The sequence below is a fragment of the Acidocella sp. MX-AZ03 genome (assembly GCF_027626035.1).
GTDB lineage: Bacteria > Pseudomonadota > Alphaproteobacteria > Acetobacterales > Acetobacteraceae > Acidocella > Acidocella facilis.
In genome coordinates, this window is sequence record NZ_CP110774.1 from 167,693 (window position 1) to 191,042 (window position 23,350).

Genomic DNA, 23,350 nt, shown 5'->3' on the forward strand with positions numbered 1-23,350 from the left:
CTCGCCAATATCAAAAGCCTAGAGCCGCAAGCTAAAAGCTTGAGGCTCTAGGCTGCACGGCCTTACGCGGCCTGGCGCAGCTCCTGCAGATGGGTAACGGCATCGTGCAGCGAGGTCACGATGCGATGCGCGACATTGCGCATCTCATCGGTGGCGGGCAGCAGATCCGGGATCATGATCACGCGCATCTTCGCGGCCACCGCGGCGCGCACGCCGTTATAGGAATCTTCCAGCGCCAGACAGCGATCCGGCGTCACGCCGAGCAGTGAGGCGGCCTTCAGATACGGGTCCGGATGGGGCTTGCCGCGGGTGACATCGTCGCGCGTGACGATTTGTTGAAAGCGATGCGCGATGCCGGCCAGCTGCAGATGATGGTCGGTGCGCAGCCGCGAGGAGGAGGTGGCGATGGCGCGCTTGATGCCCTGCCGGTCCAGCTCGTCGAGAATTTCAATCACGCCGCTTTTCAGCTGCATTTTTCCGGCATCGACCAGTTCGCGCAGATGCTGTTCCTGGGTCGCGAAATAGCGCTCCAGCGGGAAATCCGCGCCATATGTTTCCGTGACCAGAGCGCGGCATTTATCCGCCGGCGCACCGATCATCAGATAGCAGAATTCGTCTTTCATGTCGTAGCCCAGCGCCTGACCGGCAGAGACCAGGGCGGCCATGGCGAGGGATTCGGTATCGAGCAGAAGCCCGTCCATATCGAAGATCACGGCCTCGACGGGCGTGGCGAATGTCATTCTTTGTCCTTTCCAAACGATGCACATCTTCAGATGCGATTTGTGCAGAAGCCGTCTGCGGAAATGCCAAATGGCAGCGGCGGGGCGGGAATGGAGGGTCCCCGCGCGCCTGTGGCTGTGACGCTGTCCTAGCGTTAGGGATGGCAAAAAGCAAGATTTGGGCCGATTGTCCTGGCCGGTTGGGGGCGGCGCGGCTGGGGCCTTATCCCGGCCTGAAACAGAGGGGCTGGACAAGACGTAAAATTTTAAACATTCCTGACGCGCAAGATGCCGAAATGAGTATGGGAGACTCCCGACCTGGACGTGTTTTTAACAATTCGGCCGTCATGTTAGTCCTTTGGTCGGCATGATCGATTTGCATGAATTCTGGCAAGCTCGCGTTTCCGGCGTGGAGCTGGAGCAGCGCCAGCTCGCGGCTTTGGCGCGCTATGCGGTGAGGGATGCGCCGGCGCCGTTCGAGCGCTTCGCCCGGCTCGCGGCGGAAGGGCTTGGCGTGCAGGCCGGGATGCTGCGCTTCCAGGATGGTCAGCGCGTCTGGAGCGGCGGCGGCCCGGAGGCGCCAGGTTGGACGGCTGAGGAGCTGGCCCTGTGCCAGGACGCCATCCGCCAGGAAGACGGCTTTGTGATCCAGGATGCCGGCCCGTCTCTGCCCTTCCGCTTTTATGCCGGCATTCCGGTCATCACGCCGCAGGGGCATCGCATCGGCATGCTGTGCGTGCGCGATGCCACGCCGGGGCGCGCGTTCGCCGCGGCGGAGCGTCGCTTCCTGCGCGACCTCGCGGGCGCGGTGATCACCGAGCTGGAGGTGCGCCGGCTGCAGCGCGAGCAGATTGCCGCCTCGGCGGACACGGCCTTCTGGAACTGCCTGGCCTCGGGCATCGCCGGGGCGCCGGATTTCGACGCGGCCCTGGACCAGGCGCTGGCTTATTGCGCCGAGCGGATGGGGGCGGCGATCTGCATGCTGATGGCGCTGCATCCGGCGGCGGCGCAGATCGAATATGTGAAATCCTATTTTCAGCCGGAAAGTGGCCTGGCGGCGTCGGAGATGTCCGGCTGGTTCGGGCGCATGCCATTCAGCCTGTTCAGCTTTGGCAGCCAGCTGGCGCAGGGCCAGGTGGCGGATACCGGGCCGCTGAGCCTGGCGGATGATCTGCACCATTATCCCCGGCTGGAGGAGCTGGTGGCCGCTGGCCTGCGGCGGCAGATCATGCATCCGTTCGACCTCGCGGCGTGGCGCTTTGGCCTGGTGCTGGGCTTCGAGCGGCCGGATGTGCCGGCCGGGATGCATGGGCTGATCCTGGAATTCATCACCCGGCTGACGCCCTTGCTGCTGGGGCGCCAGCGCGAGGATGCGCTGGCCCGCGCCAACCGGGCGCTGCGCACCATTCACGCCTCCACCGAGACCTTCGAGCAGGCCAAGCGTCCGCGTGCCTTGTTCGCCGCCGCCTGCCGGCTGGGGGTGGAGGTTGGCGGGTATCAGGGCGCCTGGATCGGGCTGGCGCGGCAGGATCAGGCACGACGCATCCAGGTCGCCGCGCATCATGGCGCGGGCGAGGCTTATACCGCCCGGCTCAATCTTTCCTGGGCGGACGTGCCTGCCGGGCAAGGCCCAGCCGGGCGTGCCCTGCGTGACGCCCGGATGGCCGTGGTGCACGATGTCGCCCGCGAACCGAGCTTCGCGCCCTGGCGCGAGCAGGCGCTGGCGAACGGGTTTCGCGCCGTCATCGCGCTGCCCTTCGGGCCGCCGGAGGCGCCCCCGATGGCGTGTTCGTGCTCTATTCCGCGACGCCGATGGCCTTCGGCGACGAGGAGCAGATTCTGCTCAGCGAGCTGACCGCCAATCTCGGCAAGGCGCTGGAGGCGATCAAGACCCGGCAGGAGCGCGATGTCGCCCTCATCGCCCGCTCGGAGAGCGAGACCCGGCTGGAGCGGCTGCTGCAAGCCAGCGGCGTGGTGCTCTACGAGCTGGCGGTGACCGGCGAGGAGGTGACGCCGCTGGGGGTGAGCCCGAATATTCAGGACATGCTGGGCTTTGCGCCGGCCGATGCCTGCAGCCAGGATTGGTGGCGCAGCCGGCTTCATCCGGAGGATCGCGCCCAGCTGGTGGATGCCATGCGGTGTGTGCTGGAAAAAGGCCAGTGCACCCTTCGCTACCAGATCCGCCATCGCGATGGCAGCTATCGCTGGATCCGCGATGAGATGACGCTGCGCCGGGTGGAAGGGGCGGCGCATTTCCGCATCGTCGGCGCCTGGATCGACATCACCGAGCGGCGCACGGCGGAAGAGAAGATCTACCAGCTCGCCCATCTCGACCCGCTGACCGAGCTGCCGAACCGCCGGTTGCTGAATGAGCGGCTGGGCGAGGCGCTGGCCGAGATGCGGCGCAATGGCAGCCAGGGCGCGCTGCTGTTCATCGATCTCGACCGATTCAAGGTGATCAATGACATGCTCGGCCATGCCGCCGGGGATGAGGTGATCCGCGAGGTGGCGGTGCGGCTGAAGCTGGTGCTGCGCGCCCGCGACACGGTGGCGCGCGTCGGCGGCGATGAATTCGTGGTGCTGCTGACCGAGGCCGGCGCCACCGGCGAGGCGGCGGCCCAGCATGCCGGAATCGTCGCGCGCAAGATCAAGGATGCGCTGGCCAGCCAGCCTTTCATGCTGGGCGAGCGGGAATATCATCTGGGGGCCAGCATCGGCTTCACCATCTTCCCCAAGCCCGACGATACGCTGGATGCGCTGATCCGCGAGGCGGACACGGCGATGTATCAGGCCAAGACCAGCGATACCGAGGTGGTGATGTTCCAGCCGGCGATGTATCAATCGCTGATGGCGCGGCATGCGGTGGAGGATGAGATCCGCGGCGCGCTGAAGGCCGGGCGCTTCGAGATCTGGCTGCAGGACCAGGTGGATGAGGATGGGCTGGCGGTGAGCACCGAGGCGCTGATCCGCCTGCGCGGCCAGGATGGGCGGATCATCTCGCCGGCGCAGTTCATCAGCGTCGCCGAAAGCTCCGGCCTGATCGTGCCGCTGGGGCGCTGGGTGTTGCGTGAATCCTGCAGCCTGCTGGCACGGGTGAAGGCGTATCGTCCGCTGACCCGGCTTTCGGTGAATGTCAGCCCCCGGCAATTCCGCGACCCGGCTTTTGTCAGCCATGTGCTGGATGCGATCGAGAGTTCCGGCATCGCGCCCGACCGGCTGACGCTGGAGATCACCGAAAATCTGCTGGTGAAGGATGTGCTGGAGATCGGCGCGATCATGCGCAGCTTAGCGGCGCACGGGGTGCGGTTTTCAGTGGATGATTTCGGCACCGGCTATTCCAGCCTGCATTATCTGCAGCAATTGCCGATCCATGAGATCAAGATCGATAAGGGGTTTGTCGGCCAGGTGCCGGAGGATGCGTCCTCTGTCGCCATTGTCGAGGTGATTTTGGCGATGGGACGCCGGCTGGGGCTGGATGTGGTGGCGGAAGGGGTGGAGACGCCCGCGCAGGTGAGCTTCCTGCGCCGCCATGGCTGCGCGCGCATGCAAGGCTATCTGTTCACCCGGCCGATCCCGGCAAGGGAGTGGCTGGAGCGGATTTATGGCGCGTCGGTAGGTTAAGGGATTTTTTGCCAAGCCCTTTTAAAAATCCGCTGCAAAACTGATAAAAGTTTTTGGGGGTGTGGGGGGTTACAAAAAGCCCCCACATCATCGCTGCTTTTTTGAAAAAGGCGGTCCCCAAAAAGCGCTTTAATTTTTCAAAAAAGCGAAACGTGTTCCGCGCGTCAATGTGAACGGAACAGGTTCTAAGAGGCCAAGGCGGCGAAGCTGCCGGACATGGCTTGCTCGGCTCTGCCTCTTGCTGGCGCCCAGCCGCCGGCAGGCCGCGCCCTCGCCGCCGCATCGCCGATCCGGAACTGGCCTATGAGCTTGGCCAGCGTCTCGGCTTCCTGCGTTAGGCTATGGCTGGCGGCGCTTGTCTCTTCCACCATCGCGGCGTTTTTCTGGGTCACCTGATCCAGATCGTTGATGGCGCTGTTGACCTGGCCGAGCCCGGAGGACTGTTCTTGCGCCGAGGCGGCGATGTTGACGATCAAGCCGTTCAGCCTCGAGACCTGTTTGGCGATACTCTCCAACGCGTTGCCGGTCTCGTTCACCAGCCGCACCCCGGTTTCCACTTGCTGGCCGGAGGTGGAAATCAATGCCTTGATTTCCTTCGCCGCATCAGCGGAGCGCTGGGCCAGGGCGCGCACCTCGGTGGCGACCACGGCGAAGCCCCGCCCGGCATCGCCGGCGCGCGCCGCCTCGACCCCCGCATTCAGGGCCAGCAGATTGGTCTGGAACGCAATCTCGTCGATGACGCCGATGATATTGCTGATCTGTTTGGAGGAGGTTTCGATTCCCGCCATGGCGCTTACGGTCTCGGTCACCACCGTCCGGGAGCGCTCCGCGTCGGCCTGAGCCTTCTCCACAATGTCGCGCGCCGCCTTGGCACTTCCCGCGGCCTCGCTGACGGTCGTGGTGATCTGATCCAGCGCCGCGGCGGTCTCTTCGAGGCTGGCGGCCTGTTGCTCGGTGCGCCGGGCGAGATCATCCGAGGCGGTGGAGATTTCGGACGAGCCGTTGCGGACCGCCTGTGTGTTCGTGGAAATCGCGCGCATCGTCGCGTCCAGCTTGTCCAGCGACGCATTGAAATCGAGGCGAACCGGTTCGAATTCCTGGATGAACAGATCATTGATCCGGTAGGTGAGATTATTGGCAGACAATTCCTTCAAGCCGGCCGCGATGCCTTGGACGGCACGTTCGCGCCCGGTGATATCGGTGGCGAATTTGATCACCTTGACCACCTTGCCGTTGAGATCGAAGATCGGGTTGTAAGAAGCCTGGAGCCAAACCTCCTTGCCGCCCTTGCCGATGCGCTTGAACTCCGCGGCGATATATTCGCCCGCCGCCAGTTTTTTCCAGAACGCCCGATAATCCGCGGATTGCGCATAATCAGGATCGACCAGCATACTGTGCTTGCGGCCTTTAATCTCAGCCAGCTGGTAGCCGATGGCCTTCAGGAAATGATCGTTGGCGGTGATGATCTGTCCATCGACGGTGAACTCGATCATCGCCTAGGCCCGGGAAATCGCCTCAAATATATTTTTTGTTTCGGCGTTTTTCAGCTTCTCGGCGGTGATGTCGGTCGCCTGCTTGACGATTTTGACGACGGCGCCGCGCCGGTTTTTAACCGGATTATAAGAGGCTTGCAGCCATACTTCGCGGCCTTGCTTGCCGATGCGCTTATATTCACCGGCCTCATAGGTGCCGCGCCGGAGCTTCGCCCAGAATTCATTATAGTCCTGGCTCTGCGCATAGGCGGGATCGATAAATATCCGGTGATGTTTGCCCTTGATCTCGGCCAATTCGTAACCGATGGCCTTGCAGAAATTTTCGTTGGCGTTCAGTATTTTGCCGCTGGTATCGAACTCGATGATGCCCAGCGAGGCGGACAAAGCGGCCAGCGTGGCTGCCGCGCCCGCGCCGCTGAAAAAATTAAACGTCGACATTCTGCGCCACCCGTCCCTAACAATTAACCGGCCAGAGCTTCGACGATCGAGCTTGCGGAAGGATTAATTTTTCTCCGTCATTTAAGCGGCTGGACCAGCCGACGGAAAAATATGCCGCCTCTCTCAGTGCGCCGGCGCATCTTCCGGCATCTGCCCCAGCGCCGCGATCGCTTTGAGTGCGGCGCTGCCCTGGGTTTCCGCCGCGTCCAGCACCGCCTGGTAATGCGCCAGCAAGGCGATGCCGGTTGCGGTGAGGCGGGCGCCGCCGCCGGTTTTGCCGCCTTGCATGGTCTCGATCACCGGCGCTTCCAGCAGCCGGTTCATCTCCTCCAGCAGATCCCAGGCGCGTTTATAAGAGATGCGCTGGGCGCGGGCGGCGGCGCTGATCGAGCCTTGCGCCGCCACCGCCTGCAGCAGCGCGATCTTGCCCGGGCCGAGCCGCAGCCCGTTGGGGAGGTAGATCCGCAGGCTCAGCCGATAGGGTGCCGCCGCCATTCTGTCCGCCTTGTCGCCATCCAGGGGCAGAATAGGGCAGGGGCGGTCGGGCTGGCAACGCGGTCAGCCATTCAGCGCCGGCAGCGCCATGCCCTCATAGGCGAGATAGGCGCGTTGCTTGGCGATATGGTCGGTGACGAATTTCGCATCGTGCCAGACGCCCCAGATGAAGGAGGAGCCGCGGCGGGACTGCCAGGGCAGGCCGAGGAAATACAGCCCCGGCTCCGCCGCCACGCCGCGCGCATGGTTGGGGGTGCCGTTGGCGTTGAAGCTATCCAGCTGCAGCCAGCTATAATCCGCCCTGAAGCCGGTGGCCCAGATGATGCTGGTGATGCCGGCCTGGGCCAGATCAAGTTCGCGGATCGGATGGGTGACGCAATCCGGATCGGGGGGGATGATTTTGGCGTCTTCTTCCGGCGGCAGATCGAGATGGTTGCGGGCGATATAGGCGTCGGCCTCTGCCAGCAAAGCGAGATAATTGGCGTCGCCCTTGTCGAGATTACACTTGAGATTATCGGCGAAGCGCAGCTTGCCGTCCGCATGGGCTTCGGTGAGGCCGAGCAGGGTGATGCCGCGCTGGGCCAGGCGGCGGAAATCGACGGTCTCGCCGCCGCGCGCGCCGCTGACCGCGATGGTCACATGCGCGGTGCTGGGCGGGGCTTCGGCGTCCCATTTATTCAGCACCCCCAGCCACCAGCAGAAATCCCGGCCGCGATAGCGCCGGGGCGGGCGGTCATGCGCGCCGACGGAGAGATAGACCCGGCGCCCGGCGCGCTGCAGCTCATCGGCGATCTGCGTGCCCGAGGAGCCGCAGCCGACCACCAGCACCGCGCCGGGGGCGAGCTGGGCGGGGTTGCGATAGGCGCTGGAATGGAGCTGGGTGAGGCCGGGCTGCGCGGGAATGAGCGCCGGATGGACCGGGGTCTGGAATGCCCCGGTGGCGACGATGATCGCGCGCGCGCCGATGCGCCCCTGGCTGGTCTGCGCGATGAAGCCCGGGCCTTCAGGGTTGCGGCGCACCGCCTGCACCTCGACGCCGCAGCGCAGATTGGCGTCGATCTGTTTGGCATAGGCCTCGAAATAATCGGCGACTTCCTCTTTCGGCACAAAGGCGTCCGGGCCGCGATGGGGGAATGCCATGTTCGGAAACCGGTCATGCCAGGCGGGGCCGTTGGCGACCAGCGAATCCCAGCGCGCACTGCGCCAGCGCTCGGCGATGCGCGCGCGCTCCAGCACCAGATAGGGGATGCCAGCCGCGCCCAGATGCTCCGCCGCCGCGATGCCGGCCTGGCCGGCGCCGATCACCAGCACCTCGATCGTTTCGTCAGCCATCACCTCAACTCGCCTTCTGCTGCAAAGCCCGGATGCTACACAGGGCCAGGGGAGAGGGGCAGAACGATTTTCCTATCCATGGCTTCGGTGGAAATAAACCAGAGTCTATCCTGGTTTGAAAATGGTGAAGCATTGGGCGGGCTGGCGAAAAATTGGGCCGGGTTTGCCGGCCGCAAAGCTGGACGGGGGCGGCCATGCTTTGTAGGGCAGGGGGGATTTTGACCCTGCCAGACTGGAATGCCTCGATGATCCCTGCTCAATTGCCGCGCCTTGTCACCCATAGCGGCAAGTTCCATTGCGACGAGGTGTTCGGCTATGCCGTGCTGCGCCTGGCTTTGGGGCTGTCGCGCCCCGGCGAGGACCATGTTCTGCTGCGCACACGCAAGCCCGAGCTGATCGAGAGCGGGGATATCGTGTTCGATGTCGGCAGCGTTTACGACCCGCAGGCGCAGCGCTTCGACCATCACCAGATCGGCGCACCGCAGCGCGAGGATGGCACGCCCTATTCCGCCGCCGGGCTGCTCTGGCAGGTTTACGGCGCGCGCGCGGTGGCGGCTTTGCTGCCGGACGCGGCGCAGGGCTTTGCCGCTGCGATCGCAGAAGAGCTGAATGAGGGGCTGGTGAAGCGGATCGACGAGATCGATAATGGCGTCTCGATGAGCGGGCCGGTGCTGCGTGACAGTCTGGGGCTGGCGGCGCTGATCGGCGATTACAACCCGAGCTGGGACAGTGACGAGGCGAATGGCGCCACCGCCGGGGATGCGGCGTTTCTGCGCGCGGCGGATTTCGCCGCCGGGGTGCTGGCGCTGAAGGTGGAGGGCAAGCGCAGCCGCATGGAGGCCGATGCCCGCGTGCTGGCCGCCTATCAGGCCGGGCCGGAGCCGCGTTTGCTGGTGCTGGAGACCGGCATGCCCTGGAAGAGTGCCGCCTTCGCGCATGAGCTGCCGATTCTGTTCTGCATCTCGCCGGCTTCCAACGGCAATTGGATGATCGACACGATGCCGCCGGAGCCCGGGTCCTTCGCGCAGCGCCTGCCCTTCCCCGAGGCATGGGCCGGGTTGCAGGGCGAGGCGCTGGCGGCGGTTTGCGGGGTGGAGGATGCGGTGTTCGTGCATGTGCGCCGCTTCGTCGGCGCGGCGAAGAGCCGTGAGGGCGCGCTGGCGATGGCGATGAAGATGCTGGCGCAAGCCCCCGCCCGGAGCGTGGCGGAGAGCCCGGCCGAGGCTTGAAACCGGCGCGGGCGGCCCCAAGCTGAGGCGGATCACGCAAGCCAAGGAGGAGCCGCGATGCGCAGCATGAAACAGGCCGGCGGGCTGGAATTGCCGGCGATGGGGCTGGGCACCTGGCGCATGGGCGAGAGCCCGGCGCGCCGGAGCGAGGAGTTGGCGGCGCTGAAGGCGGCCATCGCCCAGGGCATCACGCTGTTCGACACCGCCGAGATTTATGGCGATGGCGCCGCCGAGACGCTGCTGGGCGAGGCGGTACGGGGCGAGCGTGAGCGGCTGCTGCTGGTCAGCAAGGTCGCCCCGTCCCATGCCAGCAAGGCGGGCACGATCCGCGCCTGCGAGGCCAGCCTGAAGCGGTTGGGGACGGAGTATCTCGATCTCTATCTGCTGCACTGGATCGGCAGCGTGCCGGTGGAGGAGACGATCGAGGCGTTCGCTGCGCTGCGCGCGCAGGGCAAGATCCGCGCCTGGGGTGTTTCGAATTTCGACCTTGAGGATATGCGGGGCCTGCCCGCGGGCTGTGCGGCGAATCAGGTGCTGTATAATCCGCAAACGCGGGGGATCGAGTTCGATCTGCTGCCCTGGTGCCAGGGGCGGGGGATTCCGGTGATGGCCTACACGCCGCTGGGGCAGCACAACAAGGTGCTGGAGAGTGCGGCGGTGAAGGCGGTGGCGGCGGCGCATGGGGCAACGCCCGGGCAGGTGGCGCTGGCCTGGGGCTTGCGCCAGGAGGGGGTGGTGAGCATTCCCAAAACCGGCCATGCGGCACGGATCGAGGAAAATCTGGGCGCGCTGAGGCTGCAGCTGACCGCAGAGGATCTGGCCGCCATCGACAAGGCCTTCGCGCCGCCGAAGCGTGCTGTGCCGTTGGATATGCTATAGCCCAAAATTGAAAAAGTTTTTGGGGTGTGGGGGCTTTTTTCAAAAAGCCCCCACGTCTTTCCGCGCGCCGCCGGCTGCGCGCGCAGCGCCGCCCGGCGAAATGCCTCAGCCATGCCGGTAGGTGATGCTGGCCGGGGCGGGCAGGGATTGCAGGCTGCGCTGGCGTTTGGCGATGTAGAGCTCGGCATCGGCGGCGGCGAGCAGGGTTTCGATCGGCGCGGCCTCTCCCGTGATCACCCGAAGGTGACGCCGGTGACATAGCCGCGCGCCTGGCAGGCGCTGGTGAAGGCCTCGCGGATGCGGGCGGCGATGCGGCGGGCCGCGTCCTCATCGTCGCGGATCAGCATCGCGAATTCATCGCCGCCGACCCGGCCGATCAGATCGCCCTTGCGCAGATGCGCGCGGCAGACCTCGCCCAGCACGCGCAGCACCTCGTCGCCGCCGGCATGGCCATGGGTGTCGTTGACGGTTTTGAAATAATCGACATCGAACACCAGCACCGCGCAGGGCCGGTCCTGTAGCACGCGCTGGGCCAGCTCGAAAAACCGCCGCCGGTTCAACAGCCCGGTGAGATGGTCGGTATGGGCCTGGGTGCGCAGCGTGTCCTGACGTGTGGCCAGCACCGCGAACAGGATCAGGAAGGCGTCGGAGAACTCATACAGGATCGCCTCGGTCGGGGTGATGTAGAGCCAGAGCTGGGTGGTATCCGGGCTCGGGAACAGCAGGGCGCAGAGGCTGCGCGCGGCATAGAAGGCGGCATGCAGCAGGGCCAGCCCGGCCAGCAGCCAGCGCACCTCCACCCGGGCCGGAATGCGCAGGCTTTCATGCGCGATCGCCACCATGCAGAGGAAGCCGGCCGGGCTGAACACGGCGAAGCGCAGCAGCTCATTATGAGCGAAGATCCGCCAGTCGCTGACCACGCACCAGCAGGCGGCGACCAGCACTGGCCAGAGCACGAGCGGGCGCCCGGGGCGCAGCTGGCGCAGCCCCATCCACATCAGCCAATAGCCGGTCAGCACCAGGGCCGGCCCCAGCCCATAGGCCGCCCAGGGCCAGTATTTCACCCCGACCACCACGCCGGCGATGCCGATGGCGCCGGCCAGATAGGCGCCGCCCCAGTAGCGCAGTGTCGCCGAGCGCATGATGGTGCTGACTCCCAGCAGCAGCAGGGCGCCGACCCAGGTCATGATGTCCAGGATGAGGAACAGGTTGGCGGGCGGCATTGTCAGCTTGGGGGTTGTCCAGAGAATGAGACATATTACGGCAGGTTAATTTAAGCAATCCCAATGACATGACCGTTTTGCGCTCTGTGCGCTTTTGATGGAGAACAATTTTTATTCTGGGCTCTAGAATGGCGCCGGCAGGCGCAGCCGCAGGATCAGGCCGGGTTCATGGTCCAGCAGCGCCGCCTCGCCCTCATGCAGCCGCGCCACCGCCCGCACCAGGCTGAGTCCCAGCCCGGTGCCCGGCGTCTGCGGGGCCAGCCGCACGAAGGGGCCGAAGGCGGCCTCGCGCAAGGCGGCCGGGATGCCGGGCCGCGATCGCTGATGGTGATTTCGATCCAGCCGCCTTGCGGCTGGGCGCGGAAGCGGATGGCGGTGCCGGGCGGGCAATGGCGCAGCGCGTTTTCGATGCCGTTGACCAGCATCTGGGCGAGCAGCTTGGCATCGCCGCGCAGCGCCAGGCCAGGGGCGATCTCGGCGCGGAAATCCTGGCCGAGATCCTCGGCCACATTCTCATAGGTTTCGGCCAGGCCCAGGCAGAGGGCGGTGAGATCGACCAGCGTGAAGCGCCCGCGCACCGCGCCGGCTTCCACCTCGGCAATCTGCAGCATGGCGGCGAAGAGTTTCAGTATCTCCTCGGTCCGTGCCGTGGCCTCGGCCAGGGCGGCGGCGTCCGGCGGCGCGGTTTTCAGGAAGTTGCGCAGCCGGGCCAGCGGCGAGCGCAGATCATGCGCGATGGCGTTGGTGACGTGGCGGGCATTCAGCACCAGCCCTTCCACCGTGGCGAGCATGGTGTTCACCTCCGCGGTCAGCACGTCCAGCTCGTCGTCATGGCCGTAGAGCTTGACCCGGCGGGAGAGGTCGCCGGCGATGATCTCGCGGCTGGTGCGGCTGATCGCCTGCACGCGTTGCAGGCTGAACAAGGCGATGACCAGGCTGATCAGCAGCCCGAGCCCGAGCGCGATGCCGAAGACGCTGGCGAAGATATAGGCGATGCGCCGGTTGAGGGCGGCGAGGGCGGAGGCATCGGCGCCGATGAAGAGGCTGCCGCCCTGTGCCAGCGCCGTCTCCAGGCCGATGATTTCCTGCATGCCGTCCGGCAGCTGGTCCCCGGCCCAGCGGTTGAGCACCCGCCAACCGGGCGCCGCCGCGCGCAGGGGCAGATTGCCGGCCAGTTCGCGGCCATCCGGCGCGAACAGGGCGTAGAATAACGTGCCCGGCGCCTGGGCCGCCCGGGTTACGGGGCCTTGCAGCGCGTCCGCGCTGCCATCGTTTTCCGTCAGCGCGTCCGCGCTGCCATTTTGTTCCGTCCGCGCGTCCGCGCTGGCGGCTTGGGCCAGCAGCGCGGCGCGGGCCTGGGTGAGGGCCGGCGCCAGATTATGGCGGGCGGCGCTGGCGGTGGCGTTATAGATCAGCGCGAAGGCCAGCATGGCCGCCAAGGTGGAGAGCAGCGTGCCGAGCACGGCGAGGCGGAAGCTCGCCATGCGCACCAGCCGGGCGCGTTTAATCCTGCGAATCATCCGCGAGCCGGTAGCCGAGGCCGCGCACGGTCTGGATCATCTCGGTGGGGAAGCCCTGGTCGATCTTGGCGCGCACGCGGCTGATATGGGATTCCACCACCAGGGTCTGGGGTTCGAAATGGAAGTCCCACACCGCTTCCAGCAGCATCGCGCGGGTGACCACCTTGCCGGCATTCAGCATCAGATATTCCAGCAGCCGGAATTCGCGGGGTTTCAGCAGGATGGTCTTGCCGTCCCGGCTGGCCTTCTGGGTGAGCCGGTTGAGTTCGAGCGTGCCGACCCGCAGCAGCGACTGCTTGGCCTGGGCCGCGCGGCGGCGCAGCAGCACCTCCAGCCGGGCGGTGAGTTCGGCGATGGCGAAGGGTTTGACCAGATAATCATCGCCGCCGGCGCGCAGCCCCTCGACGCGCTCATCCACCCGGCTCAGCGCGGTGAGGAACAAAGCCGGGGTGGCGATGCCCATGGCGCGCAGCCCGGTGATGATGGCGATGCCGTCCAGATGCGGCAGCATGCGGTCGAGCACCAGCGCGTCGAAGCCGCCAGTGGCGGCGCGCTCCAGCCCCTGCCTGCCATCGGCCGCACTCTCCACCGCATAGCCCTCGGCGCGCAGGGCGGTTTCCAGATCGGCGCGCATCTCCTCGTCATCCTCGACGATCAGCAGCCGGGCGGGGCGCGGGCTCAATGGTTGATCTCCTCCAGCGGCAAGCCCGCGCTGTCCGGCCCGAACACGGTGATCATCACCATGCCGACCAGCATGGCGACGCCGATGAACAAGGCCACCGCCGGCACCCCGCCAGCATAGAGGAAATACCCCACCGCCAGCCCGGCGAAGGCGGCGGCCATCCGGCTCCAGCCATAGGTGAAGCCGATGGCGCGGCCGCGTATGCGCGTGGGGTAAAGCTCCGCCTGATAGCCATGATAGGCATAGGACATCAGATTGGCCGCCAGGGTGAACATCACCCCGATCAGGATCAGCAGGAACGGCGCCCGGGCGATGGAAAAGGCGGCCATGAACAGCGCCATCAGCCCGAGCCCGAGCACGATCTGGGTGCGCCGCTCCAGCCGGTCCGCCAGCATCAGCCCCAAAGCCGGGCCGAACGGGTTGGCCAGCGCGATGATGAAGGAATATTCGAAACTATCGACGATGGTGATGCCGCGCGCGATCAGCAATGCCGGCACCCAGGCGGCGAAGCCGTAGAAGCCGACCACCTGGGCGATGTTGAACAGGCTCAGCATCAGCGTGCGCTCGATATAGCGCGGGGTGAACATCTCCCAGAGCGTGCCGCGCCCTTCGGCCTCGGGCTGCGCAATCGCCGGGGCGGGCAGCGGGGCGGCACGCTGGGCGGCGGTTTCCAGCTCCTGCATCACCGCCTCGGCCTGCGCCGTGCGGCCTTTCAGCGCCAGCCAGCGCGGGCTCTCTGGCAGCAGCCGCCAGAGCGGCCAGGCGACCAGCGCCCCCGCCGCGCCGACCAGCATCACCAGCCGCCAGCCCGGCAGAGCGGGCAGGATCTGCGTTGGCGTCAGCCAGGCGAGCAGCGCGGCGAAGGGGACGATGGTGAAGGTGATGGTCTGGTTGAGGGCGAAGGCGCGGCCGCGGGCGAAGCCGGGGATCAGCTCGGCGATATAGGTATCCATCGCCACCAGCTCGGCCCCGAAGCCGATGCCGGCGATGAAGCGCCAGAGATTGAGGGCGGCGCCGCTCTGCTGGCAGGCCATGATCGCGGTGCAGGCGCTGTACCAGAGCAGCGACCAGAAAAACACGCGCTTGCGGCCGCAATAATCGACCAGCGGCGCGCCCAGCACCGCCCCGGCCCAGAGCCCGGCGAAGGTGCAGAAGACGAAGGTGCCAGCGCCCGAGACCGCGATGTCGCGCAGCGCCGCGAAGGGGCCGAGGCTGGCCGGGGTGAACAGCCCGGCATCGACCATGCGCGGCGCGATATAGGCGGTGAGGAAGACGCTGTAGAACTCGAACACGCCGCCCAGCGAGATATAGAGCACCGGATGCCAGATCGCCTCGCAGAGCGGCAGCCGGTCCAGCCGGGCGGCGATGCGCGCGGCCTCCTGCGCGCTCATGCGGGCGGGGACCGGTCTGGCGTGCGGGATTTGGTCTGCATCGGCAAGACGGAAGCGCTCCTCGGCATTTTCAAACATCTATAGCGGGGGTGGCGGGGCCTGTCAGCTTGCCGGCAGATGCCGGGCATATTCGCCGGCCACCCAGTCAATGAACACCCGCACCCGCAGCGAGAGCTGGCGGTTGCGCGGATAGAGCACGTAGAGCGGGAGCGGCGTGGGCGGGGTGTGCGCCAGAACCTCCACCAGCCGGCCGTCGCGCAGCTCCGCCTCCACCCCGTAATGCGGCACCTGGATCAGCCCCAGCCCTTGCAAAGCGGCTTCCTTGTAGCTCTCCGCGCCGTTGACCGAGAGCACGCAGGGAAGTGAGACGGTTTTCACCGCCTTGCCGACGCGAAATTCCAGCGGCAGCACCCCGCCGGTGGCCGAGGAGCGGAAGCCGACCATTTTATGCCCGGCGAGCTGGTCCCAGCTTGGCGGCGTGCCGTGGCGGGCGAGATAGGCCGGGGAGGCGAAGGTGCCTTCCGGCATCAGCGCCAGGCGGCGGGCGATCAGATCGCTCTCGGCCGGCTGGCCGGCGCGCAGGGCGCAATCCACCCCTTCGCGGATCAGATCCACAAAGCGGTCGCCCTCGCTGACATAGAGTTCCAATTCCGGGTAGCGGTCCAGGAAGGCGGGCAGGCCGGGCAGGATGATGCGGCGCACCTGGCTGCCCTGCGCCTCGACATGCAGAAAGCCGCGCGGCTTGGCGCTGCTGAAGGCGCTTTCGGCGTCCTCCATATCGGCGAGGATGGAAAGGCAGCGCCGGTAATAGGCCTCGCCATCCGGGGTGGCGCGGACCTGGCGGGTGGTGCGCTGGAGCAGCCGGGTGCCCAGCCGGGCTTCGAGCTGCTTCAGCGCGTCGGTGACGGTGGAGGCGGGCAGGGAGAGATCCTCGGCGGCGCGCACGAAGCTGCCGCGCTCCAGGATCCGCACGAAGACCCGCATATGGTCGAATCTGTCCATTGTTCGTGATCCTCGGATGATGTTGCCGGATTTTGCCTGATTATTTGCGGGGCGGAAAGGCGCATCTCAGCCTCACTGAAACTCACAGGAGTGTTTGAGATGAGCACAGGAAAAATCGCCTTGATCACAGGGGCCAGCCGCGGGCTGGGGCGCAGCATGGCGCTGGCGCTGGCAGAGCGCGGGGAAAATGTGATCGGCACCTATCACAGCAACAAGGCGCAGGCCGATGAGGTGAAGGACGCGATCGAGGCCAAGGGCGGCAAGGCGGTGTTTTTGCCGCTGGATGCCGGGGATGTGAAAAGTTTCGCGGGGTTTGCGGTGGCGGTGCGGCAGGCGCTGCGGGAGGTGTGGGGGCGGGAGCGCTTCGACCATCTGGTGAATAATGCCGGCTTTGGCCATCATGCGCCGTTCGCGCAAACCAGTGAGGAGGCGTTTGATAAACTCTTCAACGTGCATCTGAAAGGGGTGTTTTTCCTGACGCAGACGCTGCTGCCGTTGCTGGAAGATGGTGGCCGTATCGTCAATATTTCCTCCGGGCTGGCGCGATTCAGCTTCCCCGGCGCCTCCGCCTACGCGGCGATGAAGGGCGGAGTGGAGGTGCTGACGCGCTATCTGGCGGTGGAGCTGGGGGCGCGGGGCATTACCGCGAACACGGTGGCGCCGGGGGCGATTGCCACGGATTTCAATGGCGGTGTGGTGCGGGATAATCCGGAGATGAACCAGCGTGTGGCGTCTTATGCCGCTTTGGGGCGGGTGGGCGAGCCAGAGGATATCGGCCCGGCGGTGGCGGCGCTGCTGGGGGAGGAGACTCGTTGGGTGAATGGGCAGCGGATTGAGATTTCCGGCGGGATGGTGCTCTAAAAAAATTGCAAAAGTTTTTGGGGGTGTGGGGACTTTTTTCAAAAAGTCCCACAAACGTTCGGGGCATTGGCAACGCCAGTGCCACCACCCCAGACGTTTTCGCCGCTTTTTTGAAAAAAAGCGGCACCAAAAAACTTTTAAAATTTTCGCGCCATCGCCGTGAGATGCGCCGGCGGCGCGATCCCGGCCGTCAGACGCGCATCGTCGATCGGCGTGCCGATCTGGGTCGTCACCGGAATCACCCCGGCCCAGATCGGCAGCGCATAATCCTCCTCTTCATCCTTCGGCCCGCCAGTGCGGATTTTGGCACTGCCTTCCTCGATCTTCAGCGCCAGGATCGAGGTTGCCTTGAGCTCCTGCGCGCTGTTCGGGCGCAGCATCGCGGCCCGGCCGGGCCAGAGCCCATCGATAAACGCGCTGAGTTTGGCTTGCTTTTCCTCATCGGGTACCAGATGCGCGGTGCCGAATAGCATCACCGAGCGCGAATTCACCGAGTGATGAAAGCCCGAGCGCGCCATCACATAGCCATCCAGAATCGCCACGTTCAGGCACACCTCTTGCCCGCTGGCGGCGCGCAGGGCGCGGCTGGCGGAGGAGGCGTGCCAATAGACGTGATCGCCCTCGCGCCATTGCAGGGTGGGGGTCACGTAGGGCTTGCCGTCGATCACATAGCCGACGCTGCACATGGGTTGCGCGTCCAGGATCGCGTTCACCACAGCGCGGTCGAAAGAGCCGCGCTGATGCGAACGGCGCAGGCGGGTACGGTCGGTTTGCAGAAGGTCTTCGGTCATGATGCTCTCTGATGGGACTTGATGAGGGGCAGAGTGGCGCGATATTGGTCTGTTTGAAATGACCAATTTAAACATTCAAGACCAGGCCAATTTTGATGCCGCCTTGCTCGGCCTGGCCCTGGCGCGCGGCGGTGAGGCGTTGCATGTGCAGCTGGCCGAGGCGCTGCGGCGGCTGATTCTGGCCGGGGCGCCGCCGGGGGCGCGGCTGCCGCCCAGCCGCAAGCTGGCGCAGGAGCTGTCCATCTCCCGTGCCACCGTGCTCACCGCCTTGGACCAGCTCACCGCCGAGGGCTATCTGCAAGGCCGCCAGGGGGCCGGGCTGTTCGTGGCGCGGGATTTGCCGCATCTGGCCCCGCCGCTGGCGCAGGCGGGGGATGGCCCGGCCGCGTCCGGCGCGCGCCCGGTGCTGCCCTTTCATCCCGGCCAGCCGGATATGCGCCAGTTTCCGCACGCCGCCTGGGCGCGGCATCTGGAGGCCGCCTGGCGCCAGCCGGAAGCGGGCCTGCTGGGCGTGCCGGACCGGTTCGGCTGGCCGCCTTTGCGCGAGGCCATCGCCGCGCATCTCGGCGCCTGGCGCGGCATTTTCTGTTCGGCCGGGCAGATCATCGTCACCTCCGGCGCCACCGAGGCGCTGGGGCTGGCCGGGCGGCTGCTGGCGCCGGGTAGCATCGTGCATGTGGAGGAACCCGGCCACGCCCCGGTGCGCGCCCGGCTGGCGGCGGCGGGGCTGCGTTGCGTGGCCGTGGCTGTGGATGCGCAAGGGCTGAACCCGGCTTTGCTGCGCCCGGATGCGGCCGGGGTGGTGGTGACACCCTCGCGGCAATATCCGCTGGGGATGACGCTGCCCGCGGCACGGCGGCTGGCGCTGCTGGACTGGGCGCAGCGCGCCGGGGCGCTGGTGATCGAGGATGATTATGACAGCGAATTCCGCTTCACCGGCCAGCCGCTGCCGGCCTTGGCCAGCCTCGATCGCGGCGCGCGCACGCTCTATATCGGCAGTTTTTCCAAACTGCTCTCGCCGGGCATCCGGCTCGGCTACATGCTGGTGCCCGCGCCGTTTCTGACGCGGCTGCATGAGGTCATCGGCCGGGCCGGCACCCAGGCCTCGCTGGTGCCGCAGCCAGCCTTGGCGCGCTTCATGCAAAGCGGCGAATTCGCCACCCATCTGCGCCGCATGCGCCGGCTCTACGCCCAGCGCCAGAGCGCGTTGCGCGAGGCGCTGGCGCCTTTGGTGCCGGATTGGCTGGTGCCGGCGATCGAGCCTTCGGGCATGCATTTCATCGTCCGCTTCGGGCCGCGTCTGGCTGGGCTGTCGGACCGGGCGGTGGAGGCGGCGGCGCGCGAGGCCGGGCTGGCGGTGGTCTCGCTCTCCCCATATTTCCACGAGGCGCCCCGGAGCAGGGGCTGCTGCTGGGCTTTGCCGGGTTTGAGCCGGAGGATTTGCGTGCGGCGGCGTTACGGCTGGGGGCGTGCCTTGCCGGGCTGGGGTGAGGCCGGTTCCGGTGGGAAAGGCTTTGCGTTAGATCAGAAGAAATCTTTAGCGGAGCGCGCGTGATGCATGACCATGACGATCACGACCATATGCATGAGCACGGCCACGACCATGCCGGCCACAACCATGCGGGCCATGGCCATGCCGGGCACAGCCACGCCCCGGCTGATTTCGGCCGCGCCTTCGCCATCGGCCTCGCCCTGAATCTGGCTTATGTGATCGGCGAGGCGGTCTATGGTGTCGCCGGCCATTCGATGGCGCTGCTCGCCGATGCCGGGCATAATCTTTCGGACGTGCTGGGGCTGGCCGGGGCCTGGGCGGCGACCTGGCTGGCGAAGCGCCAGCCCTCGGCGCGCTATACGTACGGGCTGCGCCGCTCTTCCATCCTCACCGCGCTGGGCAATGCTGTGCTGCTGCTCGTGGTCACCGGCGCCATCGCCTGGGAGGCGGTGCTGCGGCTGTTCGCCCCGCAGCAGCCGGCCGGGATGGTGATCATCATCGTCGCGGCGTTGGGGATTCTCATCAATGGCGGCACCGCCTTGCTGTTCATGGCCGGGCGCAAGGGGGATCTCAATGTCCGCGGCGCCTTCCTGCATATGCTGGGCGACGCGCTGGTGGCGGCGGGCACGGTGGCGGCGGGTGTGGTGATTCTGTTCACCGGCTGGGCCTGGGTGGACCCGGTGGTCAGCCTCGCGGTCAGCGCTGTCATCGTCATCGCCACCTGGTCGCTGCTGCGCGATTCGGTGAATCTCTCGCTCGATGCCGTGCCCGCCTCCGTCGATCACCATGCGGTGGAGGCTTATCTGCGCGGCCTACCCGATATCGCGGCGCTGCACGATTTGCATATCTGGGGGCTGAGCACGACGGATGTGGCGCTGACCGCGCATCTGGTGCGCGAGGAGGGTGGCAATGAGGAGGCGCTGCTGGCGCGCATCGCCCAGGAGGCGAAGGCGCGCTTTGGCATCGGCCATGTCACCATCCAGATCGAGAGCCTGGCGGTCGCCGAAGGCTGCGCGCTGCGGCTGGGGGAGAGCGTCTGATCAATCCCCGTGGCGTTTGCGGATGATGTAGGTCGGGCGTTGCTTGGCCTCCATATAGATGCGGCCGATATATTCGCCGAGCAGGCCGATCGAGATCAGCTGTACCGAGCCAAAGAAGGTGATTGCCACGAAGAGCGAGGCATAGCCCGGCACCGGATTGCCCAGCAGCAGCGTGCGCAGCAGGATCAGCACCCCATAGAGCAGCGCCAGCAGCGCCCCGGCGATGCCGAGATAGGTCCAGATTTTCAACGGCGCGGTGGAGAAGCTGGTGAAGCCCTCCAGCGCGAAATTCCATAATTTGAAGCCGGAGAATTTGCTCTGCCCGGCGCTGCGGGGGCGGCGGACATAGTCGATGGTGACGGTGCGAAACCCGACCCAGGCGAACAGCCCTTTCATGAAACGCTGGCGCTCGGGCAGGGTTTTCAGCGCCTCGACGACGACGCGGTCCATCAGCCGGAAATCCCGACATTCTCGGGGATTTTGGTGTGGGAGAGGGCGTTGTGGAGCTTGTAGAAGGCCAAGGCGGTCTGGCGCTTCATCGCGCTGTCGGTCGAGCGGTCGACGCGCCTGGCCAGCACCACCTCGGCGCCGGCCCGCCAGGCGGCGAGCATTTCGGGGATCAGCTCCGGCGGGTCCTGCATGTCGGCATCGAAGGGGATCACGGCATCGCCCCGCGCCGCATCCAGCCCCGCGGTCATCGCCGCCTCCTTGCCGAAATTGCGGGAGAGTTCGATGACGCGGACGCGAGGGTCGCGCTGGGCCAGGGCGATGAGCTGGGCCAGCGTGTCGTCCTTGCTGCCGTCATCGACGCAGATGATCTCCCATTGCGTCTCCGGGATGGCCTCCAGCAAAGGGATGATCGTGGCCGCGAACGGGGCGATGGCCTCGCTTTCGTTGTAGCAGGGGACGACGAGGGAGATGAGCGGGATCATATCGGTCACGCTTTGGTTGTGGGCAATCGCGAATGGCTTGTCCAGCGCAACGGGCGATGAAGGACGCAGTCTGTTTCTGAAACGAGAGTGGCGGACAGACAGGGATTCGAACCCTGGGTACGCTATTAACGTACACACGCTTTCCAAGCGTGCGCCTTAAGCCGCTCGGCCATCTGTCCAGCGCGCGGTGGGGCACTCTCTACCCAAACTCACCCCGCCTGCCAAGGGGGGCGGGGGGATGGGCGAAAAAAACGCCACCCCGCCGGAGCCGGGTGGCGTTTTTTAGCAAAAACATTTTGAAAACAGTGGTTTAGGCGTCCATCTTGAGGGCCGCCAGGAAGGCGCTCTGCGGGATTTCCACCTTGCCGAACTGGCGCATGCGCTTCTTGCCCTCTTTCTGCTTCTCCAACAGTTTGCGCTTGCGGCTGATATCGCCGCCATAGCATTTCGCCGTCACGTCCTTGGAGAGGGCGGAGATGGTCTCGCGCGCGATCACCCGCCCGCCAATCGCGGCCTGGATGGCGATCTTGAACAGCTGCTTGGGGATCAGCTCCTTCAGCTTGCCGCAGATGGAGCGGCCCCGGCTCTCCGCCTGGGAGCGATGGGCGATGAAGGAGAGCGCGTCCACCGGCTCGGCATTCACCAGGATGGAGATCTTCACCAGATCCGACTCGGCGTAATCCTCCAGCGAATAATCGAAGCTGGCATAGCCGCGGCTTACGGATTTCAGCCGGTCATAGAAATCGAACACCACCTCGTTCAGCGGCAGCTTATAGACCGCCATGGCGCGGTTGCCGACATAAGTGAGGTCGAGCTGCTGGCCGCGGCGTTCGGAGCAGAGGGTGAGGATGGACCCGAGATAATCATCCGGCACCATGATCGTCGCCTTGATCCAGGGCTCCTCGATATGGTCGATGATCGAGCCGTCCGGCATGTCGGCCGGGTTGTGCAGCGGCTCCATCTCACCATTGGTCTTGAACACGTGATAGACCACCGAAGGGGCGGTGGCGATCAGGTTGAGGTCGAACTCGCGGGAGAGGCGCTCCTGGATGATTTCCAGATGCAGCAGGCCGAGGAAGCCGCAGCGGAAGCCAAAGCCCAACGCCGCGCTGGTCTCGGCCTCGTAATGGAAGCTGGCATCGTTGAGGCGCAGCTTCGCCAGGCTCTCGCGCAATTTCTCGAAATCGTCGGCATCCACCGGGAACAGCCCGCACCACACCACCGGGATGGAGGGTTTGAAGCCGGGCAGGGCCTCGCTGGCCGGGCGGCGATCATCGGTGATGGTGTCGCCGACATTGCAATCCGCGACGGTCTTGATGGCGGCGGTGATATAGCCCATCTCGCCCGGCCCGAGCGCCTCGACCGCGCGCATCTTGGGCGTGAACACGCCGAGCTGCTCGACCGGATGCACGGCGCCGGTGGACATCATGCGGATCTTCTGGCCCCGGCGCAGCACGCCGTTCTTGATGCGCACCAGAATGACGACGCCGAGATATTGGTCGTACCATGAATCGACCAGCAGCGCCTGCAGCGGCGCATCTTCCTGGCCCTGCGGCGGCGGCAGCTTGGCGACCAGTGCCTCCAGCACGCCTTCGATATTGAGGCCGGTCTTGGCGGAGATTTCCACCGCTTCCGAAGCGTCGATGCCGATCACATCCTCGATCTGCTGCTTCACCTTCGGCACGTCGGCGGCCGGTAGATCGACCTTGTTGAGCACCGGGACGATCTCGTGATTGGCATCCAGCGCCTGGTAGACATTGGCGAGCGTCTGCGCCTCCACGCCCTGGGAGGCGTCGACCACCAGCAGCGAGCCCTCGCAGGCGGCCAGCGAGCGGCTGACCTCATAGGCGAAATCGACATGGCCGGGCGTGTCCATCAGGTTGAGCACATAGGTCTTGCCGTCCGAGGCCGGGTATTCGAGGCGCACGGTCTGCGCCTTGATGGTGATGCCGCGCTCTTTCTCGATCTCCATATTATCGAGCACCTGCTCGGTCATCTCGCGCGCGGTGAGGCCGCCGCAATGCTGGATCAGCCGGTCGGCCAGGGTGGATTTGCCATGGTCGATATGGGCGATGATGGAGAAATTACGGATCAGGTCGAGAGGTGTGCCGGTCATGGCGGGTCTTTAGGGCATTTTGGGGGGGCGCGTCGATAAGGGCTTTGGAAAAGCCGCCGCCCCTTGCGCGAATAGCGGGTTTCGGTGAAGCATT

Annotated in this window: 22 protein-coding genes and 1 tRNA gene; 7 read left to right on the plus strand and 16 right to left on the minus strand. The window is 65.9% G+C overall.

Annotation, left to right across the window (positions count from 1 at the left end; translation table 11 throughout):
• Positions 1-62: 62 nt before the first annotated feature.
• A complete protein-coding gene (locus GT370_RS00965) occupies positions 63-740 on the minus strand; it encodes an HAD family hydrolase (protein WP_008493699.1) in 678 nt (225 codons plus the stop codon).
• A 346-nt stretch (positions 741-1,086) separates the two neighbouring features.
• Here GT370_RS00965 and GT370_RS00970 point away from each other — a divergent pair, with 346 nt between their 5' ends.
• Positions 1,087-2,574 (plus strand): GAF domain-containing protein, encoded by a 1,488-nt coding sequence (locus tag GT370_RS00970; protein WP_270183755.1) that lies wholly within the window; start codon positions 1,087-1,089, stop codon positions 2,572-2,574.
• Positions 2,511-4,340 (plus strand): putative bifunctional diguanylate cyclase/phosphodiesterase, encoded by a 1,830-nt coding sequence (locus GT370_RS00975; protein WP_270183756.1) that lies wholly within the window; start codon positions 2,511-2,513, stop codon positions 4,338-4,340. The genes GT370_RS00970 and GT370_RS00975 overlap by 64 nt, the downstream gene beginning before the upstream one ends.
• A 185-nt stretch (positions 4,341-4,525) precedes the next feature.
• Here GT370_RS00975 and GT370_RS00980 read toward each other — a convergent pair whose 3' ends face one another.
• The 4 genes from GT370_RS00980 to GT370_RS00995 all read right to left on the minus strand — a co-directional run bounded on the left by GT370_RS00980 (position 4,526) and on the right by GT370_RS00995 (position 8,098).
• Positions 4,526-5,833: a PAS domain-containing methyl-accepting chemotaxis protein gene (locus GT370_RS00980; RefSeq protein WP_008493697.1), complete on the minus strand. Its 1,308-nt coding sequence runs from the start codon at positions 5,831-5,833 to the stop codon at positions 4,526-4,528.
• Between the two features lie 3 nt (positions 5,834-5,836).
• Entirely contained in the window at positions 5,837-6,271 is a 435-nt protein-coding gene (locus tag GT370_RS00985) for a PAS domain-containing protein (RefSeq protein WP_008493696.1), read from the minus strand.
• Between the two features lie 123 nt (positions 6,272-6,394).
• On the minus strand, positions 6,395-6,766 hold the full coding sequence (locus GT370_RS00990) for a winged helix-turn-helix domain-containing protein (protein ID WP_008493695.1): 372 nt from the start codon (positions 6,764-6,766) through the stop codon (positions 6,395-6,397).
• A gap of 63 nt (positions 6,767-6,829) precedes the next feature.
• Positions 6,830-8,098, minus strand: a complete 1,269-nt coding sequence (locus GT370_RS00995; RefSeq protein ID WP_008493694.1) for a flavin-containing monooxygenase — start codon at positions 8,096-8,098, stop codon at positions 6,830-6,832.
• Between the two features lie 218 nt (positions 8,099-8,316).
• Between GT370_RS00995 and GT370_RS01000 the strand changes: the two genes are divergently transcribed.
• Together GT370_RS01000 and GT370_RS01005 are read left to right on the plus strand one after the other, a co-directional pair.
• Positions 8,317-9,327: an MYG1 family protein gene (locus GT370_RS01000; RefSeq protein WP_270183757.1), complete on the plus strand. Its 1,011-nt coding sequence runs from the start codon at positions 8,317-8,319 to the stop codon at positions 9,325-9,327.
• Positions 9,328-9,384: 57 nt separating this feature from the next.
• Positions 9,385-10,206 (plus strand): aldo/keto reductase, encoded by an 822-nt coding sequence (locus GT370_RS01005; RefSeq protein WP_008493692.1) that lies wholly within the window; start codon positions 9,385-9,387, stop codon positions 10,204-10,206.
• 105 nt (positions 10,207-10,311) lie between these two features.
• Here GT370_RS01005 and GT370_RS01010 read toward each other — a convergent pair whose 3' ends face one another.
• The 6 genes from GT370_RS01010 to GT370_RS01035 all read right to left on the minus strand — a co-directional run bounded on the left by GT370_RS01010 (position 10,312) and on the right by GT370_RS01035 (position 16,024).
• Complete coding sequence (locus GT370_RS01010) at positions 10,312-10,443, minus strand: hypothetical protein (protein ID WP_270183758.1); 132 nt, start codon at positions 10,441-10,443, stop codon at positions 10,312-10,314.
• On the minus strand, positions 10,440-11,429 hold the full coding sequence (locus tag GT370_RS01015; protein WP_270183759.1) for a GGDEF domain-containing protein: 990 nt from the start codon (positions 11,427-11,429) through the stop codon (positions 10,440-10,442). The genes GT370_RS01010 and GT370_RS01015 overlap by 4 nt, the downstream gene beginning before the upstream one ends.
• A 123-nt stretch (positions 11,430-11,552) precedes the next feature.
• Positions 11,553-11,696 carry a hypothetical protein gene (locus GT370_RS21125; RefSeq protein WP_442865476.1) on the minus strand — a complete coding sequence of 48 codons (144 nt, stop codon included), beginning with the start codon at positions 11,694-11,696 and terminating at the stop codon, positions 11,553-11,555.
• A gap of 1,236 nt (positions 11,697-12,932) precedes the next feature.
• Positions 12,933-13,631 (minus strand): response regulator transcription factor, encoded by a 699-nt coding sequence (locus tag GT370_RS01025; protein ID WP_008493689.1) that lies wholly within the window; start codon positions 13,629-13,631, stop codon positions 12,933-12,935.
• A complete protein-coding gene (locus tag GT370_RS01030; RefSeq protein ID WP_039885099.1) occupies positions 13,628-15,022 on the minus strand; it encodes an MFS transporter in 1,395 nt (464 codons plus the stop codon). The genes GT370_RS01025 and GT370_RS01030 overlap by 4 nt, the downstream gene beginning before the upstream one ends.
• 102 nt (positions 15,023-15,124) lie before the next feature.
• Complete coding sequence (locus GT370_RS01035) at positions 15,125-16,024, minus strand: LysR family transcriptional regulator (RefSeq protein ID WP_008493687.1); 900 nt, start codon at positions 16,022-16,024, stop codon at positions 15,125-15,127.
• A gap of 99 nt (positions 16,025-16,123) precedes the next feature.
• Between GT370_RS01035 and GT370_RS01040 the strand changes: the two genes are divergently transcribed.
• On the plus strand, positions 16,124-16,885 hold the full coding sequence (locus GT370_RS01040) for an SDR family NAD(P)-dependent oxidoreductase (RefSeq protein WP_008493686.1): 762 nt from the start codon (positions 16,124-16,126) through the stop codon (positions 16,883-16,885).
• Positions 16,886-17,022: 137 nt separating this feature from the next.
• On the opposite strand, the gene GT370_RS01045 is transcribed toward GT370_RS01040, so the two are convergent.
• Positions 17,023-17,676 (minus strand): pyridoxamine 5'-phosphate oxidase family protein, encoded by a 654-nt coding sequence (locus tag GT370_RS01045; protein ID WP_008493685.1) that lies wholly within the window; start codon positions 17,674-17,676, stop codon positions 17,023-17,025.
• A gap of 58 nt (positions 17,677-17,734) precedes the next feature.
• Between GT370_RS01045 and pdxR the strand changes: the two genes are divergently transcribed.
• Both pdxR and GT370_RS01055 read left to right on the plus strand, forming a co-directional pair.
• On the plus strand, positions 17,735-19,231 hold the full coding sequence (pdxR, locus tag GT370_RS01050) for a MocR-like pyridoxine biosynthesis transcription factor PdxR (protein WP_270183761.1): 1,497 nt from the start codon (positions 17,735-17,737) through the stop codon (positions 19,229-19,231).
• A complete protein-coding gene (locus tag GT370_RS01055; RefSeq protein WP_008493681.1) occupies positions 19,231-20,208 on the plus strand; it encodes a cation diffusion facilitator family transporter in 978 nt (325 codons plus the stop codon). The genes pdxR and GT370_RS01055 overlap by 1 nt, the downstream gene beginning before the upstream one ends.
• Here GT370_RS01055 and GT370_RS01060 read toward each other — a convergent pair whose 3' ends face one another.
• From GT370_RS01060 to lepA, 4 genes are all read right to left on the minus strand, one after another.
• Complete coding sequence (locus GT370_RS01060; protein WP_270183762.1) at positions 20,209-20,658, minus strand: hypothetical protein; 450 nt, start codon at positions 20,656-20,658, stop codon at positions 20,209-20,211.
• Positions 20,658-21,140, minus strand: coding sequence for a glycosyltransferase family 2 protein (locus tag GT370_RS01065; RefSeq protein WP_270183763.1), 483 nt, complete (start codon positions 21,138-21,140; stop codon positions 20,658-20,660). The genes GT370_RS01060 and GT370_RS01065 overlap by 1 nt, the downstream gene beginning before the upstream one ends.
• A gap of 88 nt (positions 21,141-21,228) precedes the next feature.
• A tRNA-Ser gene (locus GT370_RS01070) sits at positions 21,229-21,319 on the minus strand.
• A gap of 131 nt (positions 21,320-21,450) precedes the next feature.
• A complete protein-coding gene (gene lepA / locus GT370_RS01075) occupies positions 21,451-23,256 on the minus strand; it encodes a translation elongation factor 4 (protein WP_008493679.1) in 1,806 nt (601 codons plus the stop codon).
• Positions 23,257-23,350: the final 94 nt, after the last annotated feature.

Excerpts from the sequence above, each read along its gene's own strand:
- pdxR (WP_270183761.1), top strand. The coding sequence starts at position 17,735 with ATGACCAATTTAAACATTCAAGACCAGGCCAATTTTGATGCCGCCTTG.
- GT370_RS01055 (WP_008493681.1), top strand. The coding sequence starts at position 19,231 with ATGCATGACCATGACGATCACGACCATATGCATGAGCACGGCCACGAC.
- lepA (WP_008493679.1), bottom strand. The coding sequence starts at position 23,256 with ATGACCGGCACACCTCTCGACCTGATCCGTAATTTCTCCATCATCGCC.
- GT370_RS01045 (WP_008493685.1), bottom strand. The coding sequence starts at position 17,676 with ATGACCGAAGACCTTCTGCAAACCGACCGTACCCGCCTGCGCCGTTCG.
- GT370_RS01035 (WP_008493687.1), bottom strand. The coding sequence starts at position 16,024 with ATGGACAGATTCGACCATATGCGGGTCTTCGTGCGGATCCTGGAGCGC.
- GT370_RS00970 (WP_270183755.1), top strand. The coding sequence starts at position 1,087 with ATGATCGATTTGCATGAATTCTGGCAAGCTCGCGTTTCCGGCGTGGAG.
- GT370_RS01065 (WP_270183763.1), bottom strand. The coding sequence starts at position 21,140 with ATGATCCCGCTCATCTCCCTCGTCGTCCCCTGCTACAACGAAAGCGAG.
- GT370_RS00965 (WP_008493699.1), bottom strand. The coding sequence starts at position 740 with ATGACATTCGCCACGCCCGTCGAGGCCGTGATCTTCGATATGGACGGG.
- GT370_RS00990 (WP_008493695.1), bottom strand. The coding sequence starts at position 6,766 with ATGGCGGCGGCACCCTATCGGCTGAGCCTGCGGATCTACCTCCCCAAC.
- GT370_RS01030 (WP_039885099.1), bottom strand. The coding sequence starts at position 15,022 with ATGAGCGCGCAGGAGGCCGCGCGCATCGCCGCCCGGCTGGACCGGCTG.
- GT370_RS01040 (WP_008493686.1), top strand. The coding sequence starts at position 16,124 with ATGAGCACAGGAAAAATCGCCTTGATCACAGGGGCCAGCCGCGGGCTG.
- GT370_RS01015 (WP_270183759.1), bottom strand. The coding sequence starts at position 11,429 with ATGCCGCCCGCCAACCTGTTCCTCATCCTGGACATCATGACCTGGGTC.
- GT370_RS01005 (WP_008493692.1), top strand. The coding sequence starts at position 9,385 with ATGCGCAGCATGAAACAGGCCGGCGGGCTGGAATTGCCGGCGATGGGG.
- GT370_RS00980 (WP_008493697.1), bottom strand. The coding sequence starts at position 5,833 with ATGATCGAGTTCACCGTCGATGGACAGATCATCACCGCCAACGATCAT.
- GT370_RS01060 (WP_270183762.1), bottom strand. The coding sequence starts at position 20,658 with ATGGACCGCGTCGTCGTCGAGGCGCTGAAAACCCTGCCCGAGCGCCAG.
- GT370_RS00995 (WP_008493694.1), bottom strand. The coding sequence starts at position 8,098 with ATGGCTGACGAAACGATCGAGGTGCTGGTGATCGGCGCCGGCCAGGCC.
- GT370_RS00985 (WP_008493696.1), bottom strand. The coding sequence starts at position 6,271 with ATGTCGACGTTTAATTTTTTCAGCGGCGCGGGCGCGGCAGCCACGCTG.